General features: G+C 53.8%; 11 protein-coding genes. 6 read left to right on the top strand and 5 right to left on the bottom strand.

The window, feature by feature from the left end; all coding sequences use genetic code 11:
- Positions 1–2: 2 nt before the first annotated feature.
- Together rfbC and ACR0LN_RS20215 are read right to left on the bottom strand one after the other, a co-directional pair.
- Positions 3–557, bottom strand: coding sequence for a dTDP-4-dehydrorhamnose 3,5-epimerase (rfbC, locus tag ACR0LN_RS20220; RefSeq protein ID WP_480432205.1), 555 nt, complete (start codon positions 555–557; stop codon positions 3–5).
- Positions 558–671: 114 nt separating this feature from the next.
- Positions 672–1832 (bottom strand): Gfo/Idh/MocA family protein, encoded by a 1161-nt coding sequence (locus ACR0LN_RS20215; protein ID WP_480432204.1) that lies wholly within the window; start codon positions 1830–1832, stop codon positions 672–674.
- A gap of 682 nt (positions 1833–2514) precedes the next feature.
- Here ACR0LN_RS20215 and ACR0LN_RS20210 point away from each other — a divergent pair.
- The 3 genes from ACR0LN_RS20210 to ACR0LN_RS20200 all read left to right on the top strand — a co-directional run bounded on the left by ACR0LN_RS20210 (position 2515) and on the right by ACR0LN_RS20200 (position 6707).
- Positions 2515–4719 (top strand): GumC family protein, encoded by a 2205-nt coding sequence (locus ACR0LN_RS20210; protein ID WP_480432202.1) that lies wholly within the window; start codon positions 2515–2517, stop codon positions 4717–4719.
- A gap of 153 nt (positions 4720–4872) precedes the next feature.
- The gene (locus ACR0LN_RS20205; protein WP_480432201.1) at positions 4873–6285 is read left to right on the top strand and encodes a GMC oxidoreductase; all 1413 of its coding nucleotides are present in this window, start codon (positions 4873–4875) and stop codon (positions 6283–6285) included.
- Complete coding sequence (locus tag ACR0LN_RS20200) at positions 6282–6707, top strand: hypothetical protein (protein WP_480432199.1); 426 nt, start codon at positions 6282–6284, stop codon at positions 6705–6707. Before ACR0LN_RS20205 ends, ACR0LN_RS20200 begins: the two co-directional genes overlap by 4 nt.
- Here ACR0LN_RS20200 and ACR0LN_RS20195 read toward each other — a convergent pair.
- Positions 6671–8404: a hypothetical protein gene (locus tag ACR0LN_RS20195; RefSeq protein WP_480432198.1), complete on the bottom strand. Its 1734-nt coding sequence runs from the start codon at positions 8402–8404 to the stop codon at positions 6671–6673. The two genes, ACR0LN_RS20200 and ACR0LN_RS20195, sit on opposite strands and share 37 nt — an antisense overlap.
- 1039 nt (positions 8405–9443) lie before the next feature.
- Between ACR0LN_RS20195 and ACR0LN_RS20190 the strand changes: the two genes are divergently transcribed.
- Complete coding sequence (locus ACR0LN_RS20190) at positions 9444–10136, top strand: hypothetical protein (RefSeq protein ID WP_480432196.1); 693 nt, start codon at positions 9444–9446, stop codon at positions 10134–10136.
- Here the strand turns inward: ACR0LN_RS20190 and ACR0LN_RS20185 are convergent.
- Together ACR0LN_RS20185 and ACR0LN_RS20180 are read right to left on the bottom strand one after the other, a co-directional pair.
- Complete coding sequence (locus tag ACR0LN_RS20185) at positions 10047–11135, bottom strand: glycosyltransferase (RefSeq protein ID WP_480432194.1); 1089 nt, start codon at positions 11133–11135, stop codon at positions 10047–10049. The two genes, ACR0LN_RS20190 and ACR0LN_RS20185, sit on opposite strands and share 90 nt — an antisense overlap.
- Before the next feature lies 1 nt (position 11136).
- Entirely contained in the window at positions 11137–12090 is a 954-nt protein-coding gene (locus ACR0LN_RS20180; RefSeq protein ID WP_480432192.1) for a glycosyltransferase family 2 protein, read from the bottom strand.
- A gap of 667 nt (positions 12091–12757) precedes the next feature.
- Here ACR0LN_RS20180 and ACR0LN_RS20175 point away from each other — a divergent pair.
- Together ACR0LN_RS20175 and ACR0LN_RS20170 are read left to right on the top strand one after the other, a co-directional pair.
- Positions 12758–14083 (top strand): glycosyltransferase family 4 protein, encoded by a 1326-nt coding sequence (locus ACR0LN_RS20175; protein WP_480432191.1) that lies wholly within the window; start codon positions 12758–12760, stop codon positions 14081–14083.
- A gap of 291 nt (positions 14084–14374) precedes the next feature.
- Positions 14375–17099, top strand: a 2725-nt coding sequence (locus ACR0LN_RS20170; RefSeq protein WP_480432189.1) for an Ig-like domain-containing protein, incomplete at its 3' end; no start/stop codon positions are given.

Raw genomic sequence — 17099 nt, 5'->3', positions numbered from 1 at the left:
CCCTACCCCTCCCAGACAAACGGGCTGTCGAGCGCAGCCAAGGGTGGCGCCGCTTTGTCCCTTTCACTCAGCACAGGTTCCTCGTTGAACCCCCAGTCGATATTGCAACTGTCCCAGCGTACCGCACCGTCGCATTCAGGCGCATAATAATCGGTGCATTTGTACAGAACCTCGGTATCCGGCATCAGGGTGACAAACCCGTGCAGAAATCCTTTGGGCACCAGAATTTGGCGCCCGTTTTCAGCAGAAAGCTCGATACCGAACCATTGCCCGTAGGTGGGTGAGCCCTTGCGGATATCAACGACCACGTCAAACAACGCGCCACGTCCGCACCGAACCAGCTTGTCCTGAGCATGCGGCGGTGCTTGGTAGTGCAGCCCGCGAAGGGTGCCGGTAACGGCAGAGAGCGAGTGGTTGTCCTGCACGAAATCCAGATCAATACCCGCCTCGGCCAACCTGCGCCGGTTCCAGCTTTCACTGAAGAATCCCCGCGCATCCCCAAACCGCGCCGGCGTCAGGATAAGTACACCTGGCAGGGCGGTTTTTTCAATTTTCATACTCTATAAGCCTTCTCAAAACCTTTCATTTTGCATAGCAACCAGTATGGGGGATGTCACGTCTTACACGGGTTGACCATTACGGCTTGCGCAGTGCGCATTCACTGTGTCGCCTCAAAACGCAGCCATGGGTTCTACCGGGCTCGGAGCTGTCGTTGGAAAATATTCGGTGCCGAAAATCTCGGGGTGCTGAATGGCCAGTGAAACTTCGGTGATGTGCAACGAGAATTCTCCGGCCAGCCGCGGGGTGGCACCGTTGCGAATTGCCCCGGCCATTTCCGCGATCCCCAATGCGAAATCCATCGGGTAACCCCGTTTGGCCGTGGATATTTCCCGGGAGGTTTCAGGTGCAATCCAGCGGCCGAAATCAAGCCCCAGAAGCTTTTTGGCTCCGCGTTGAAATCGGGTTGTCGGCGCTGGCGATGATCGGACAGGAGAGGAGAAGTCCCATGTTTCTGCAAGGCTCAGCACACCATCGTCGCAGAAAATCCGGAACTGGTGATCGTGTGGTGCCAGTATGCTGTTGGTCAGCCGAGCGGCCAGGCCATTATCAAACTCCAGACAGGCGACGGTGAAGTCTGGGGTCGAATAATTCGGCGGCGTATGAGGGCCTTTGTCGCGAACCAGGCAATTGGCGAAGGAAACCATACGGCGCACCGGCCCGAACATGCCGACCATCCAGGTCAGGGCATAACCAGCATGTTCCAATGTGCATCCGGTCTCGAATTCATTTTCAGCCGGCCAATATGCCCCTGACGCCGTCTTCCAGTTTTCGTACCCAATCCGATGCACCATGCCATCGTCCATCTCGGCATAGATCAGCCTGGGTTTCCCGCGTTCACCGCTAAGTACGGCCTTGTACAGTGTCTGCGCCGCTGTTCCCAGAAAGCTGGACGGCGCAGAAACCACATGGAGGCCCTGTTTTTCGGCCAGTTCGACCAGGTGTCGCGCCTCGCCGAAATCAAGCGCCAGAGGCTTTTCGGAATACACATGTCGACCCGCATCAAGGCATTGTTTTGTAACAGCATAATGCTGCTCCGGAGGCGTCAGGTTGACCACGATCTCGACGCTTGGATCCGTCAGGACTTCATCAATGCCGCCAAACTCTTCCAGATTGTAGTATTTTGCGAATTGTCGCTGTCGGTTGGCATTGCGGTCATGGACGCCGCGCAGGGAAAGCAACGGCGCCCAGTTGGCGAGCGTGGCCTGGTATAGATCAGCCACATAGCCACATCCAATGAACGCAATTCCGATACTTTCAGAACTGCTGGTCATCGATACATATGTCTTTTGCTCGGTGGGAAGCAACGACTCCCCAATGATGCCAAATCACCAATCTTCACAGAATGCACCATTACCCAAGGACACCCGAAACAAACCGTTGCCGGCAATACTAATTCCATTTCACCAAACGCTACAATCATTATCATAGGAACGCGAATACAGTGTCTCTGGCTCATCTCTGGCTTGCGCCTTCTTTTTCGTCTGTTGCCAGTTTGGAAATAGGCGGCTGACGCGCGGGCGGTCCGGTTTGCAGGGATTTTCCCGCTTTTCCCATCGCCACATGTTTCCAAGTGCGAAGGCAGGCGGTGTCACCGAATGGGATTGTTGCCGAAATGTGGCAGACCGAGCCGTCGTGTAGCCCGGTTGATGGTGCCATCGGTGATTTGGTGTGCAGGTTTAATCATTTGGCTCCTTTGGCTGAACAATTCAGTTAATATGGACCTGATTGCCTTATTTTTATCGACAGTTATTGGGGGCGAAACACAAATCTTTGCGCAGGGAACGTCCTGACTTTTCACAGGTTGGAATTGGCTGTAGTCTCGGAAATCGAGATATGGTTGTGTTGATGGGCGAATTTCGCTCAAAAGTAGTGATCTTGGACGGAAGAAGGGTTCCGTGACCTGCGGCAAAGTAACCGCCTGGGAATAATGGCCTCTGAATCCTGTGAAAAAATATGAACAAAGCTATACCGCCTGACGGAAAACTTAACCTTCGTATGCCGAGCGCTGCAAGACCCGCTCCGAAGGCGCTCGAGTTCGGGGATGTTGTAAGGGCATTGCGCAATCGCATAGTCCTGATCGCAGCGACGGGGATGATCTGTCTTGCGGGCGCTGTCTATTATCTTCAGTCGATCACGCCGACCTATACATCAGGTGGCCAGCTTCTGCTGGGCGGGCAGGGGCTGAGTGAGCAGAACTCGTTTGATCTTGTCGAAGCTCAGGTGCTTAGCAACGCGGTGATTGAAGGTGAGATCGCAATCATGCGATCCAATGATATCCTGATCAATGTCGTGCGCAAACTGAAGCTGGATGAAGATCCGGAATTCAACCCGGCCCTCAGAGAGAAACAAGATCTGAACCCGGTGATCACCTGGCTCAAGACAACAGTAAAAGCGATCATCAGCCCACCCCAGCAAGATACGGGCGCTAGCACCACTGCAGGGGCCCTTACAAACTCGGAAATTTTCGAAGCAGCTACTCTCAATGACCAACTGGTCGGAGAACTCGGTGGCGCTGTCAACACCGTGAGAAATGGGCTGTCCATCCGCCAGCAGGGAACCTCGTTTCTGATGTCGATTCAGGTAACCTCCGAAAACTCTCAAAAAGCTGCCGCCATCGCAAACACGGTTATGAGCGAGTATATCCGTTTTCTGGCCGACAAACGCTTTCAGGCGGCAGGGCGTTTTACCACCTGGCTGGAAGGGCGCGTTGAGGAACTGGCCAACAACGTAGAGGCCTCGGAGCGGGCGGTTCTGGAAATGCGCAGCGCGATGGAGGCCGATGCGGAAAACGGGGCGCGTCTGGACCAGCAGATGCAGGAGTTCACGACGAAACTTGTGAACGCCCGTGCAGAACTGGCGCAGGTCGAAGCGCAGGTTCGGCGCGCCTCTCAGATGAACGAAACCGAAGGCCCGATGGCAACGGCCAATATCCTGGCCAGCGATGCCCTCAATGATTTTCGCAGAACGCTTGTTGAACTGCGGCGCGAAGAAGCGGCGGAATCTCTGAACTTTTCTGAAGAATCCGCGCGGATGGAATCGATCCGCCGGGCAATTGCGAAAACCGAGTCCGACCTGTCCGATGAGGTTGATAACCAGTTGTTGCAGTTGAACAACCGCATGGAAACCCTGCGGCTCAATGTAAGAACGCTTGAAAGCAGCCTGCGGAGCTTCGAAGGTCTGAACTTGGAACGCTCCAAACAATTGATTGAATTGAATCAGTTACAACGTGTCGCAGACATCAACCGCAGCGTCTACGAGGACTTTCTTGGGCGCTACAGAGAAATCAGCGAATTCCAGAAAATCCCAATCTCGGACGCAAGGGTTGTCAGGTATGCAAACCCACCGTCCAGCCCATCTCATCCACGCAAGAAAGTCTCGGCGGTTTTGGCTTTGATCGGGGGGCTGTCGCTCGGCGTAGCATTGGCGCTGGCTCTGGAATGGCGGCCAAGGAAACTCTCGACCAGCAGACAGGTTTTTAATGAGACCGGATTGCCCATTTTTGGCAATACGCCGCGCCTGTCGAAGATCGGGTCGGCGCATGACTTGATCAGAAGGCTATCCAAAGACGAAGATCTGGCCCAGGCGGCTTTGCGCCTGACAGACAATGTAAACCTGCATACCGAGCATACCTTGCGATCCATTTTTGTGACGTCGCATAATACGAATACAAGCAAGACACTTACGGCTGTACTTCTGGCCTGGGCAAGCGCCCAAAACGGTAAGAGTTGCGTTTTGGTGGACGGAGATTTCCGGACTGCTCAATTGACCAAAAGCCTTGGTATTCGAGAAAAGGCCAACTTGTTGCCAACGATTCACAGCAACAAACCGTTGAATGAATGCGTGCTGACGGCACCCTCGGATGGCGGTTTCGATTGCATCGGAACGCAGGTGTCCGCAGCGGACCCCTCGATCATTTATAACGCAGATCGAGTTCAGGAACTGATAACGCTGTTGCGCAAGAATTACGATGTGGTGATTATCGACGCACCGGGGCTTGAATATACCTCGAACAGTTTTGCCAATCAAGGTGCACAGGATCTTGGTATTTTTACGATTGAAGCAAAGAAGGTAACTGCGGGGAGCATTGCGGATAGCATGGATATATTTAGGGAAATTAACCTGAGCGGAGCTGGCATTGTCCTGAACGGACCAGCCTGATAAATTCAGCGGTCTTCACTTTTTCCGGTTGGGAGTTTTGACCCCAAGCACATTTGAGGCAAAGCACTCTGAAATATTGATGGGGCAGCTTTCTGCCCGATTTCAAATGCGAATTATATTCTGGTTCGAAACAGCAGCAGACATGGCAGCACATTGAAACCGATATCCGTGGCAGATGCGCAAAAGGTCGGCTGGGATATCATCCTGATTGGGTCAAGTTTTGCCTCGTGTTTTTTTGCCTACAAGCTGAAGGGCAAGGGCCTGAAAGTCCTTGTTGTCGAACGTGGATCTTTTGTCGACCACGCGACACAGCTTGAGAACCGTCTGGATCCTACGCCGTTCCCAGTAATCCAGGAGAACAGTTCCGGTCAGCGCAAAGACTGGATCGTGCGCCATCAGTTCGGCGGATGCTCGAACTGCTGGTGGGGGAACACGCCACGCCTGCAACCCAGTGATTTTGAGTTGTATTCGCGCTATGGCGTGGCGCAGGACTGGCCGATTTCGTATGCCGAACTCGAGCTTTACATGGTCGAGGCGGAATACATCATGGATATCGCCGGTTCTGACGAGGCCGGGTATGCGCAGCGCAGCGCACCGTTTCCCTTTCCGCCACATGTGCCAACCCGCGCGGAACGTAGGATGTTTGAGGCCGAGCCAAGCTGGCAACCTATGCCCTGCGCCCGCTCCAATGGGGGGCGGCGGGCCAATTGCTGTGCGTCCGGGGCCTGTAACCTTTGCCCCATCGATGCAAAATTCACGATCCTGAACTCGCTGGATCTATTCGAGGATGAAGGGTTCCATTTCCTTCTCAATGCCGAATGCAGAACGGTGGAGAATGCTGCCGGGCAAGCGACAGGGGTTGCGGTCAATACCGCTGAGTCAGGCCTGGTCACCTTGCGCGCTGATTTTGTGGGGCTGGGTGCCAATCCGATTTACAACTCTGCTATTCTTCTGCGGTCCGGCATAGGGTCCGATCTGGTCGGGCGTGGGATTCATGAACAGCTGGGTCAGTTCGTTTGGGTCGATATTCCATTCGACAATTATTACGGCGGCACGTCTTTGACCGGCATGGGGTACGGGCTTTACGACGGTGATTTTCGTAATGAGGCGGCGTCAGTGTTGATCGAAAGCTGGAATGCACCGCCCTCGCTGCGGCTGGAGCGCGGGAAATGGCTGCAACGCCTCAAGCTCAAACTGGTGGCCGAGGATTTACCGCAAGCCAGTAACCGGGTTGTGTTGAAAGACGACGAACCGGTTATCCTGTGGGCCGGGCATAGCGACTACACTTACGCGGGCCTTGCGCGTGGGCGCGAAATTCTACCCTCTCTGATTCCGTTTGAGCATACGATCGCCAGAACTGGCGGTTTTGAACCAACCGAGGCGCATATTATAGGTGGCACGCCCATGTCCACTGACAGTTCCACCGGTGTTGTCGACAGAAACTGCCGTGTCTTTGGCGTGTCGAACCTGGCCTGTCTGGGGTCAGGTGTATTCACGACTGGGGCGGCAGCGAACCCGACTCTGACACTTGCAGCTTTGTCGCTTTATGCGGGAGAAACGTTATGAGCATGCACCGCCGGATGTTTCTGATTGGCGGTGGTGCCGCTGCAGCGTTGGTCGCGCTGCCCCTGGCCCTGGGCGGAACAACGCAGTTTCTAAGGCGCACACTTCGGCATCACTTCGGGCCTGAGGTTCTAAGACTTGACGGCATTGATGATTTCATCAACGAGTTTGCGTCTCTGGCTGGCGAAGGCAGCCCGGCCAAACAACTGGCCGCCGAGGTGTATTTTGCATGGCACGGTGACAGAGTGCGATTGATCGGTCCGGCCGCAGCCCTGCAGGATCGGTTTCTCTATACTATTCTGACCAGAAGCAACATCATTGCGATCCAGCAGAGCCGGGAAACCGAGTTCGACTATGGTTTTGTCGACCCATGGATACCTGTCTGCGATCAATATCTGTCAGCAGCTGCTGACGATACAATTTGAGGTTTGGACTGTCCTGCTAAAATGCGTGCAGCCGCTGACGGTACGCCGAATTCTGGCAGGTCTACGCATTCAGCGGGTGGCACCATTGTGGTGCCGTGCTCCCATCCGACTAGAGATACTCCGTTTCCAGTTTGCAGCGCGAAGCCGATATCCGACCCGCGAGTGTCCTGAAGGACTTTGATGATATTTGGTTTTTGGATGCCGTTTTGGTTCGTAATGAAAACGCCTACCTGTATACAACGGACCGTCAGTTCGAAATCAGAAAAGTCTCCAATCAGAGGTCGCCCGTTTCTGTGATCTATACTGAAGGGCGCTGCTTCAGTGCCATGCCTGTAAAGAAATTCCGAAAACCGCGGTTTATTGTATGCCAGATCGAAGTCACCCAGCCATTCGATGGCGCGCATCTCTTCATCCGTCACGATGAAGGCATTTTTTATAAGCCATGGCGTAATTAAAGCTTCAGCGTCCACCCACTGCCATCGAATTTTGCCCAACAACATGTTTTTGTCTTCTCCCAGCATCAGTTTTGTGCTGCGTACAAAGGCCGGGTTGGCAAAAATGAGGAATCCGGAGGTTATGGCGAGCACTAACCAGGAGAATGTTTTTCCCAATGAGGTCGGAAAAATAAAAGACATCGCCTCGGTCGCGGCACTGTTCAAAAAACGCCAAATAGTAGGCAGAACAGCTTGCAGACCGATTCCCCAAAGTACGAAAAAGAAAGGCATCGTCGGATAAAGATAACGGATATTCTTTAATCCACCGAAGGATTGCAGCACGAAGGTTGTGCCGAATAAGATTAGACAGAACGCTGCGGGTACGAAATTGGCCCGTAGCGCGATGATGGCGATAACAGGAAACAACGGCCAAAACGTGGGATAGTTGTCCCTGAAATTCCGGTGATAAAATGTCGTGTCGTTCTGGGCAGGCCACGGCTCCCAGTTGTATGTAGTCCAGAGCCAGCGGATTTCTTCCGAAAACACACCGTTCAGCAACATACCTGCCATCACTACCAATATAGCGCCAACTGGCCACCACAGGCGCGGATATTTTCGTAGCCAATCCGGCACAAAGACCACAAGCACCCAAAGCCCGACCGCGCCGACTCCTAATGCCGTAAGCACTTGCAGATCAAGTGCACACAGAAACAAAACCGCTGCAGACACCAGCGCCGCAATTCGCCGAGAAATGGCTCTGTGGCTGGTAAGTGCCAAGTAAACGAGAAGTGCACCGGCCACAAAGAGGATACCCTGTAACGAATAGAACCTAATATACTGGGATACTTCGATGCCGTTTGGCCAAAAAAGCAAAAAAACGAATGTAATCAGGGCCGCTATCGTACCACTGACATGATAGGTCCAGACAACAACAAACGAAACCAACAAGGCCCCGGGGATGATTGATGGGATTAGGCGTGCTGCAAGGGCTGATTGTTCTCCGATGACGCTGAAACTCGTGGCAATCAATCGAGTAAAACGCTCAGCTCGATCATAGACGCCATCCAAAACCGTAAAAGTCTGATCTTCTTGCCAGCTGACAGCGGGCAAATATTGATAAAGCTCGTCATAGATCAGAGGGTGATCGATCATTCCAATCCGAGTGAGAAGAGCCGCTGCAAACGTGACCACGGCAATCAGAACAAGAGGGGTAACGCGTACACTGTTACGGCCATGCTGGAAGTGCCGGTCTGAACTGCTCATCTCTAATGCTTCCCTGAAGGCAGCGCACAGCATTCAGAATAGGTAGCGAGCCAAGGGGGCGGGTCACCCCATTGACTATCAGACCCTTCAAGAAAGTGTGCCACTGTTAGTAAACTATTTTCCGAGAAGAAGAGACCCATACACTAAATAATTCCAACCTCAAACCCTGCACGGCAACAAAGGGATGAGCCAACAAAACAAGCGTTCGCCGCTGAAGATTGAGTGAAGCAGCGCATGCGTCTTTCGTCAATTACAACAAACCTAGTCCATTTCTAACACTTTGATATGTTTCCCCATCCGGGACAGTTTGGCAAATAGTGTTAAATTAAAGCAAATTACAAAGCCTTTTCGATCTGCCCTGCAATCGCCTCCACGCTATGACATGAATACTGATTTGATAGTGCTTCAACACCGGCGCCGGGTTTAGTATCGGTAGCGAATTTTGGAGGTATCCAGTGTTAGAAATGGACTTCACTTCAAGTAATATGGCTAAGGGCCAAGGTGTTTTCTTTTGGTTTTTTTATCGTGCATAGTCTTTTGATTGTCGATCCCTGTGCCGGGTCGTTGCTATGAAGATGGCTACAGTGACTGCATCAAAAAAGCTGATTGCTTTGGACGATACCAGATTGGCGAATAACCATACCCCCCCTAAAAGTTCATAAAGAGTTCGGATATTCTTATTTTCAGCTAGATTTAGGTGTTGCACAAACACTGGACGGTGCCCTCAGTAGTCCTGAGGGCACCGTTACACTGCAAAAATAAACGGAGCTCTATATATTTGGCCGGGATTGTAGATATCATCCATCGCAGCCAGTTCGCCGATGATGTGGGCGCGTGATTTATGCCAGCCACGCTAGGTCATATTGGAGCGCAGTACCTGGTGACGAAACTGTGCTTACCTGAGGCCGATACGAAGTGGGTATTGGCTGGGTGCGTTGTGCCAGATGTCCCGTGGATCCTTCAGCGTGCCCTCCCAAACGCGACTGATTTTTCACCGACTGAACTGCGCTTATACGCTATCGCTCAAAGCACATTGCTGATGAGTTTGATCTTGTGTGCTTTCCTGGCGCAATTCAGCCGCAATACCCGAAGCGTGTTTGTCGTTCTTGCCCTGGGAACGGTTCTGCATCTGGGTTTGGACGCATTGCAGACCAAATGGGCAAATGGGGTTGTTCTGTTTGCACCGTTACGCTGGGATCTGCTGAATTTTGGTCTGTTCTGGCCCGAGGATTGGCCCACCTATGCATTGTATGCTCTTTCAGGTGCCGTCGGCGTCTGGATCTGGGTAAAGGAAACGCGATACGGCAAGGATCTTCAGCTGCCCGGTGGATGGCAGGCAGTGATAGCCGCGCTATTTTTAGTGGCCTATGTCGTTCTTCCGGTGGGTATGAAGGAGGGTGCCCGGGCTGCAGATTTACACTATGCCGCAACACTGACTGATGTCGAAAGCCGGGCTGGAAAACCGATAGAGTTCGATCGGAGTCGCTTGATTACCCATCCAGACGGAGCTCACCTGAAGGTTTGGGCCGGAGAAGAGTTTGAGCTGATTGCACCGTTCCCCATGCGGGGTGAAGTCGCCTCGATCCGGGGGCAGTTTGAAACACCCGCAACGATCCGCGTCGCGGAGTTTCACATTCATCCCTCAACCATCCGCAGCCTTGCGTCTTATGTCGGACTTTTGATGATCGTCATTTGGTGGGGTCTCTGCCTTATGGATCGTTTCCGCGTCTGAACTGGGTACAACTGAAGGCCGACCACGCAGGACCTCATCGATTTCATAGCTTCGCAATCTTCGACTTGACGAGAAGATGATAATTTCTCCCACCAGCCCCAGAGCCACGACCTGAATGCCCAAAACCAGCATCAGGACCGCAAACACCAGTGCCGGACGGTCCGCGAGAGGTGTGCCGAAGAAAAGACGCTCAATCACCAGATAGGTGGTCAGCAGCCCCCCGATCAGGATGAGGGGCACACCGACCGATCCAAAAAAGCGCAAAGGCCGGCGGAGATATTTGAGCCCGACAAATAAGGTGAGCACATCAACCAAAGCCCCAACATGGGCGTTCGGTTTGAACTTATAGATCGCCTGCGCATCAACATCCCTGACAATCGGCAGATCCACTTCTTTGACGCTGTAGCCTTCGGAGGCAGCAATCAGAGGCAAAAAATGTTGGCGTACGCCAAGCTCTGCCACCTTCAGGAAGACGTCACGACGTCCCGCCCGCGCGCGGCAGAAGACATCTGTGAAATCCTGTTTAAACAGCAACTTCAAAAGGCCGTGCGTAGCCCGGGCCCGGGCCTTATGCATCCCACTTCTATTCAGTTCGCTCCGCTTGCCCACGACCATGTCATCCTCGCCAAGCGCATCGATCAGCGTATTGATCGAGGACGGGTCTATTTCGGGCCAGGACGGCAGGGTCACAACAATATCTCCAACCGCTTGGCCGATCCCAAGTTTGATTGCCGCGTCTTCGCCGTTCCACGGTCTTTGCGGGACTGGTTTCAGGTTAGGCCACTGGGTCGCCAGTGGCTCCAGCGCCGCACGGATACCGGGCGAGGCCTGCTCGAATACAACGATAATCTCGTATGGCTCGGGTCTTTGATCCAGCACGGATAGAAAATCCGTCAACAGATCCGCCAGACCCTTGCCATCGCCTTCCGTACCGACGATCACGGATATCAGCCCGGTTGCGGCTGCGTTGGTTACGGTCGGGTTTTGGTCGTGAATCATATTAGTCCCTTTCAGGCAGGGTACGTGCGGATTGGCCGCCCAGCCAATACAGTTCGGCGGGCTCGATCTGGCGATGTACCAGGGCGCACACCACGCCGATTAAAAGCAAAAACAATGTCAGAGATCCGCAGAGCATCGCAACCGACGTGTACACCATGACACTGCCCGACCCGGTCGCACCCGTTCCAAACAGGATTGGCCAGGCAAACAGAACAGCCACGATAGCCGAGACAGCCGCCAGACCCGTAAACCGACGCATCGGCCGCCGGGCGAACAAAAGCAACGTTTTGATCGCAATCAGATCCAGCAGAACCTTGAAGATTCGGGATAGCCCATACTTTGACTCTCCGAACTGACGCGCGTGGTGACGCACGCCAACCTCGGCGATCCGGGCCCCGACGGGCTGCGTCATGGCCGGGATAAAGCGATGCATGTCGGAATAAAGCGGTACACGTTTGATGATGTTCGCGCGGTACACCTTGAGCGAACATCCATTATCTTTCACCGGCAGGCCCGTGACCTTGCCAATCAACCGATTGGCAATCATCGATGGTAGCTTGCGCGACAACCATTTGTCCTGCCGGTTGATCCGCCAACCGATCACCATGTCATAGCCTTCGTCGATCTTTGCAAGCATCATCGGAATGTCCGCCGGATCGTTTTGCAGATCACCATCCATAGTCACAAGAACCGAACCGCGCGCATATTCGATGCCAGCAGTCATCGCCGCTGTCTGACCGTAATTCTTGCGAAATTTAAGCACGACAACCCTCGGATCAGCAGCGGCCAGTTCCGACAATTTCTGAAAGCTCGTGTCTGTTGATCCGTCATCGACAAAAATCAATTCGAAAGAAAGACCAGCGGCATCCATCGTGTCAGCAACCTTGCTGTACAACAGACCAACGCTTTCTTCCTCGTTCAGTATCGGAACGAGGACCGAATACCTGATGGCCAATATCTTACTCCCGATCAAACATCTAACGGTACAAAATCTTAAATGCGCTACCAATATGGGCCGTCGCTTTACGAAGCGCGCTGACCCTAGCAACGCGTGTATCTGAAAGCAATTCTTGAAAAGAATACCATCATTCTGTCACTCACCGCCAACAGAGCGCACTCAATGGTGACTACAATACGATGTCTTATCCGCGATGAGTTTGACGGCCTCGCCGCTTCATATGAATTAGATTAAGAATTTGTTTTATAATTACAAAAATTAGTTTTATGTTGTTTGGCTCTTTGCTGAATCTTCTGAAGATAATTATTCTGGTTTTTAGTGAATTGGCGCAATGTAAATAAGCAACAGTGAACCAATCCGACCGATCTCGGCAAGACTGTTGACCCACAACCTCAGGTCGGAGGATTGAGATGTTGATGGGCTGTGCAGGTTCAGAATGGGCTATAAAACGCAGATGCGTGCGCGGATCAAGGCAGGTTGTTCAACCCGGAGAGGCTCAATCCACTTCTGTATTGAACCCGATACTCACATTGCTACTTGATCAAAATAACCCATGCACGTTTGATGCGCAGGCAATATGCGAGACACCAAATTATAGATACCTTGAGGCAAACCAAAGCAGTTTTGCAGATACGGCTGATTAGCATGTCAAAGAGGGGTGATTATGAAGGATGACCAGCGCATACACCCGGTGGGCAAAAGAGCGGAGATGCTTGTCGTCGCGCCGCACCCTTTTTTCACACCCCGCGGCACACCATTCAGCGTCTACTATAGGACGCTTGTGCTGGCCGAGGCAGGTGTAAAAATAGATCTGTTGACGTATCATCCTGGACAGGACGTGGATATTCCGGGTGTGCGCATCGTGCGTATCCCGCGCATCGCGTTTCTGGAACCTGTTCCGGTCGGGCCGTCTATAAAGAAGATGTTTCTGGATGTCTTTGTCCTGCTCTGGACGATCGGCATGCTCATCAGGCACCGGTACGGATTGGTCCATGCCCATGAGGAATCCGTCTTCTGGTGCCGGGCGCTGAAGCCGATCTTCCGGTTTCGGATGATCTACGACATGCATTCCAGCCTACCTCAACAACTCGAAAACTTCGGCTTCACGAAATCGAAAATACTGATCGGCATCTTCCGCTTTCTGGAGGATAGCTGTCTGAAAGCTGCGGATGCGGTAATCACGATATGCCCGGATCTGCGCGACTATGCCCTGCAACAGGGTGTCGCCAAGCAAAAGCACTTTCTAATCGAAAATTCGATCTTCGACGATGTCAAACTGAAGGCCTCTCACGGCGCATCTGCAGCAGTGGATTTCGAGGCTGAAGATGTCGTGTTTTCCGCAGAAAACCCAACTATGGTCTACGCTGGGACATTCGAAAAATACCAGGGCATCGATCGGGTCATCAAAGCGTTTGCAAAGATTGCCAATCAACACCCAAAGGCACGGCTAATATTGGCCGGCGGTACTCCGGATCAGGTCAATGCTATGAAAAAAGTGGCGGTCGATGAAGGGTTGTCAGATCAATGTGTGTTTACCGGCCGAGTATCCAAGAAGGCTGCCTTGAGGTTGAACCGGGACGCAGACGTTTTGTTGTCTCCCCGTATCGATGGCACCAACACGCCACTGAAGGTCTACGAACAACTTGCAAGCGGTAAGCCGTTGATTGCTACGCGCATCTGGTCGCACACGCAGGTGCTGGATGATGAATATTGCTTCTTGGTCGACCCGACACCAGACTCGATCGCCGAAGGTATGCGTGAAGTGCTGGATAGCCCCGACGAAGCCAAGCGACGCGCGGGGAATGCCCGCACACTCTATGAACGAAAATATGCGCGCCCAATCTATGAGGCTAAGATTCGCGACCTCTTAGCTGAGGTCGGCTTCGAAGGTGCTTACCCCACAACATCTTCCCCCGGGGGCGAAGAGCAGGTCGGGCACGGACCATCTGGTTTGATTAGGTCCCGAGTCGAGCGTATCGCTGACAAGTAATAGTAATAAATGTGCGGATCTCAGGAAAACGAGTAGTCTATTACAATCACGCCATTTATTTGCGGTCAGTAGACGGAATGGGAATTTGAGAGTAAACGTTCCAATAAGGGAAACGATTATCCGGTGATTTTGGCGTAGAGTTGATTTGCCCTTAGGCCCTTCTTAGCTATACAAATACATAGGGCTGAGATTGTTTGAGTTTTGTTTTAGCCAGTAGGGTGACAACAACCTAGTTTCACGCGCTAGTTTCGCGCGGGGTGTGGTCACTGGTTTAATAGTGGGTTGGGTTACATGGCGACATTTTCTGAAGAATTTGATTCTCCGTTGCATGCCAGTGATTGGCTGATATCCGACTACGCATTGCCCGGAGGCTGGATTGATACAGCCTGGTCGCCTTCCAATGTCACGGTTGAAGCGGGTCAACTTACCCTGACACTTGATGATCAGCCACTGGATGGAAAATCCTATAGCGGTGGCGAAATACGTACGGTCGAAGACTTCAGCTTCGGGACCTATACCGTCACAATGCAGACGGCAGATGGTGGCGGTGCAAACTCGACATTTTTTCTATATTCCCCCCAGACCGAAATCGATTTTGAGTTCCTTAGCAGTGATCCAACTCAGGCACTGGTGACATATCACTTTGGCGGCGAGAGTTCGGGAGTCGTTGTTGACCTAGGCTTCGACTCTTCAGCCGGATTGCACACCTACACGATCGAATGGGGACCAGACTCGATTGAATGGTATGCAGATGGGAATCTTTTGCATTCTGTGGTCGATCCCACCGATCTAGAGGTCCCAACTGCAGACGCGCAGATTTTTCTGAACATCTGGCACGGGACGCCAAGCTGGATGGGCGACCCCGTGTTCGCGCCATCTACTTCCGCAAGCTACGATTCCGTGAGCTTCACTGCGCGCACGGCACCCGTTGCACAGGACGATTGGGTCGTCTTGGCCGAGAGCGGGCCGGTTATTTTGGATCTGCTGGCAAACGACAATGATCCCGATGGCCTACCACTTGAAGACAGCAATATCGTAATCACGCAGGCGCCGATATTCGGCAGCCTGTCACAAGACCCCGGAACTGGCACGTTTACATATACACCATCTGATCCCAATTTCGTGGGAATCGAACGCTTCGAGTACACGGTTTCGGACAGCAATGGAGAAGTCTCAAACACAGCCTGGGTTACTGTACAGGTCGGACTGGACCCGATTGATCCCGAGGCGGTTCAGCTGACGGATGGCAATGATGACAATCTTGCGCTGATCAGTGGCGGGACGGATATTTTTGACGGTCTGGCTGGCGATGACACGCTGTATGGCGGCGATGGCGGCGACCGTCTGTACGGCAATATCGGCAATGACGTGCTGTACGGCAATGGCAGCGGCGACAGTCTCTATGGCGGGTCGGGCGATGATGTGCTGGATGGCGGCAACAACAACGACGTTATGGACGGCGGTGCCGGGGCGGACACGCTGACCGGCGGCAAGGGCAATGACACGTTCAAGTTCTCGGTGGTCGACGGCGCGGTGGACACGGTCGAGGATTATGCCTGGTGGAACTTCCTGGATGTGGGCGACGCGCTGGTGGGCTACACGCAGGGCGTAGACACGCTAACCGATTTCGTGCGCTTCACCACGGTTGGCAATGACACGCTGCTCGAGATCAACCCGGACGGCACCAGCGGCTTCGTCCCGGTCGCACTGCTCACCGGCGTCAAAAACCTCGCCGGAACCGAAACAGACATGGAAGCCAATGGACGGTTGCTGACGGCGGGCACGAATACGGCGCCGGATGCGGTGGATGACGCGGCAACCGTGGACGAGGATCAGAGTGTCACGATCGACGTGTTGGCCAATGACAGCGATGCTGATGGCGGCACGCTGTCGCTGCAATCGGTGACCCAGGGCCAGTTCGGCTCGGTGGTGATCAATGCCGGCCAGCTGGAATACACCCCGGATGCGGATGCCAACGGGATCGACAGCTTCAGCTATACGGTGTCGGACGGGCAGGGTGGCGCAGCGGTTGCCACGGTGACCGTGACGGTGGCGCCGACGCCGGATGCGCCGGTGGCGCAGGATGATGCGGCCAGCGGTGAGCAGGACGGCCCGATCCAGATCGACGTTCTGGCCAATGACAGTGACGCGGATGGTGATGCGCTGACGATTGATGTGTCCGGCTCGGTGCCGTCGAACGGCCAGGTTGCGGTGTCGAATGGCCAGATCGTCTATACCCCGAATGCCGGTTTTGTCGGCGAGGACAGCTTTACCTATGCCGCATCAGATGGCACCTCCAGCAACACCGCCACCGTGACGGTGACGGTCTATGAGACCAACGCCGCGCCGGTGGCCGCACCCGATGCCGCCACCACGGACGAAGATCAGGCGGTGGCGATCGATCTGCTGGCCAATGACAGCGACGCCAATGGCGACCCGCTGAGCGTGACCGCGCTGACCAGCGCTTTTGACGATCCCGGCACCGCTGGCGTGGTCGAGACCGAGCATGGCTCGGTGACCCTGGCAAACGGGATTGCGACCTATACCCCGGATGCGGATTTCAACGGGGTGGACAGCTTCGGCTATACGCTCAGCGACACCAAGGAGAGTTCGGTGGGCACGGTCTCGGTGACGGTGGACGCGGTCAATGACGCGCCGGACGCGCAGGATGACACGGCAACCACCGATCCCGATGTGGCGGTCTCGATCGACGTTCTGGCCAATGACAGCGACGTGGATGGCGATGCGCTGAGCATCGATATCTCGGGCTCGACCCCGGCCAATGGCTCGGTCTCGCTGGTCAATGGCGAGATTCTCTATACCCCGGATCCGGGCTATATCGGCTCCGACAGCTTTACCTATGCGATCAGCGACGGCACCGAGAGCCGGACCGCCACGGTCTCGGTGACGGTGGGCTCGCTCTATGACCCGATTGATCCCGAGGCGGTTCAGCTGACGGATGGCAATGATGACAATCTTGCGCTGATCAGTGGCGGGACGGATATTTTTGACGGTC

The organism is Ruegeria sp. AA6, assembly GCF_056542865.1.
The sequence above is the reverse complement of the archived record's forward strand: the minus strand, read 5'-3'. Positions and strand labels throughout refer to the sequence as shown.

Coding starts and splice junctions, on each gene's coding strand:
- ACR0LN_RS20210 (WP_480432202.1), top strand. CDS start 2,515: ATGAACAAAGCTATACCGCCTGACGGAAAACTTAACCTTCGTATGCCG.
- ACR0LN_RS20215 (WP_480432204.1), bottom strand. CDS start 1,832: ATGACCAGCAGTTCTGAAAGTATCGGAATTGCGTTCATTGGATGTGGC.
- ACR0LN_RS20200 (WP_480432199.1), top strand. CDS start 6,282: ATGAGCATGCACCGCCGGATGTTTCTGATTGGCGGTGGTGCCGCTGCA.
- ACR0LN_RS20195 (WP_480432198.1), bottom strand. CDS start 8,404: ATGAGCAGTTCAGACCGGCACTTCCAGCATGGCCGTAACAGTGTACGC.
- rfbC (WP_480432205.1), bottom strand. CDS start 557: ATGAAAATTGAAAAAACCGCCCTGCCAGGTGTACTTATCCTGACGCCG.
- ACR0LN_RS20185 (WP_480432194.1), bottom strand. CDS start 11,135: ATGATTCACGACCAAAACCCGACCGTAACCAACGCAGCCGCAACCGGG.
- ACR0LN_RS20190 (WP_480432196.1), top strand. CDS start 9,444: ATGAGTTTGATCTTGTGTGCTTTCCTGGCGCAATTCAGCCGCAATACC.
- ACR0LN_RS20175 (WP_480432191.1), top strand. CDS start 12,758: ATGAAGGATGACCAGCGCATACACCCGGTGGGCAAAAGAGCGGAGATG.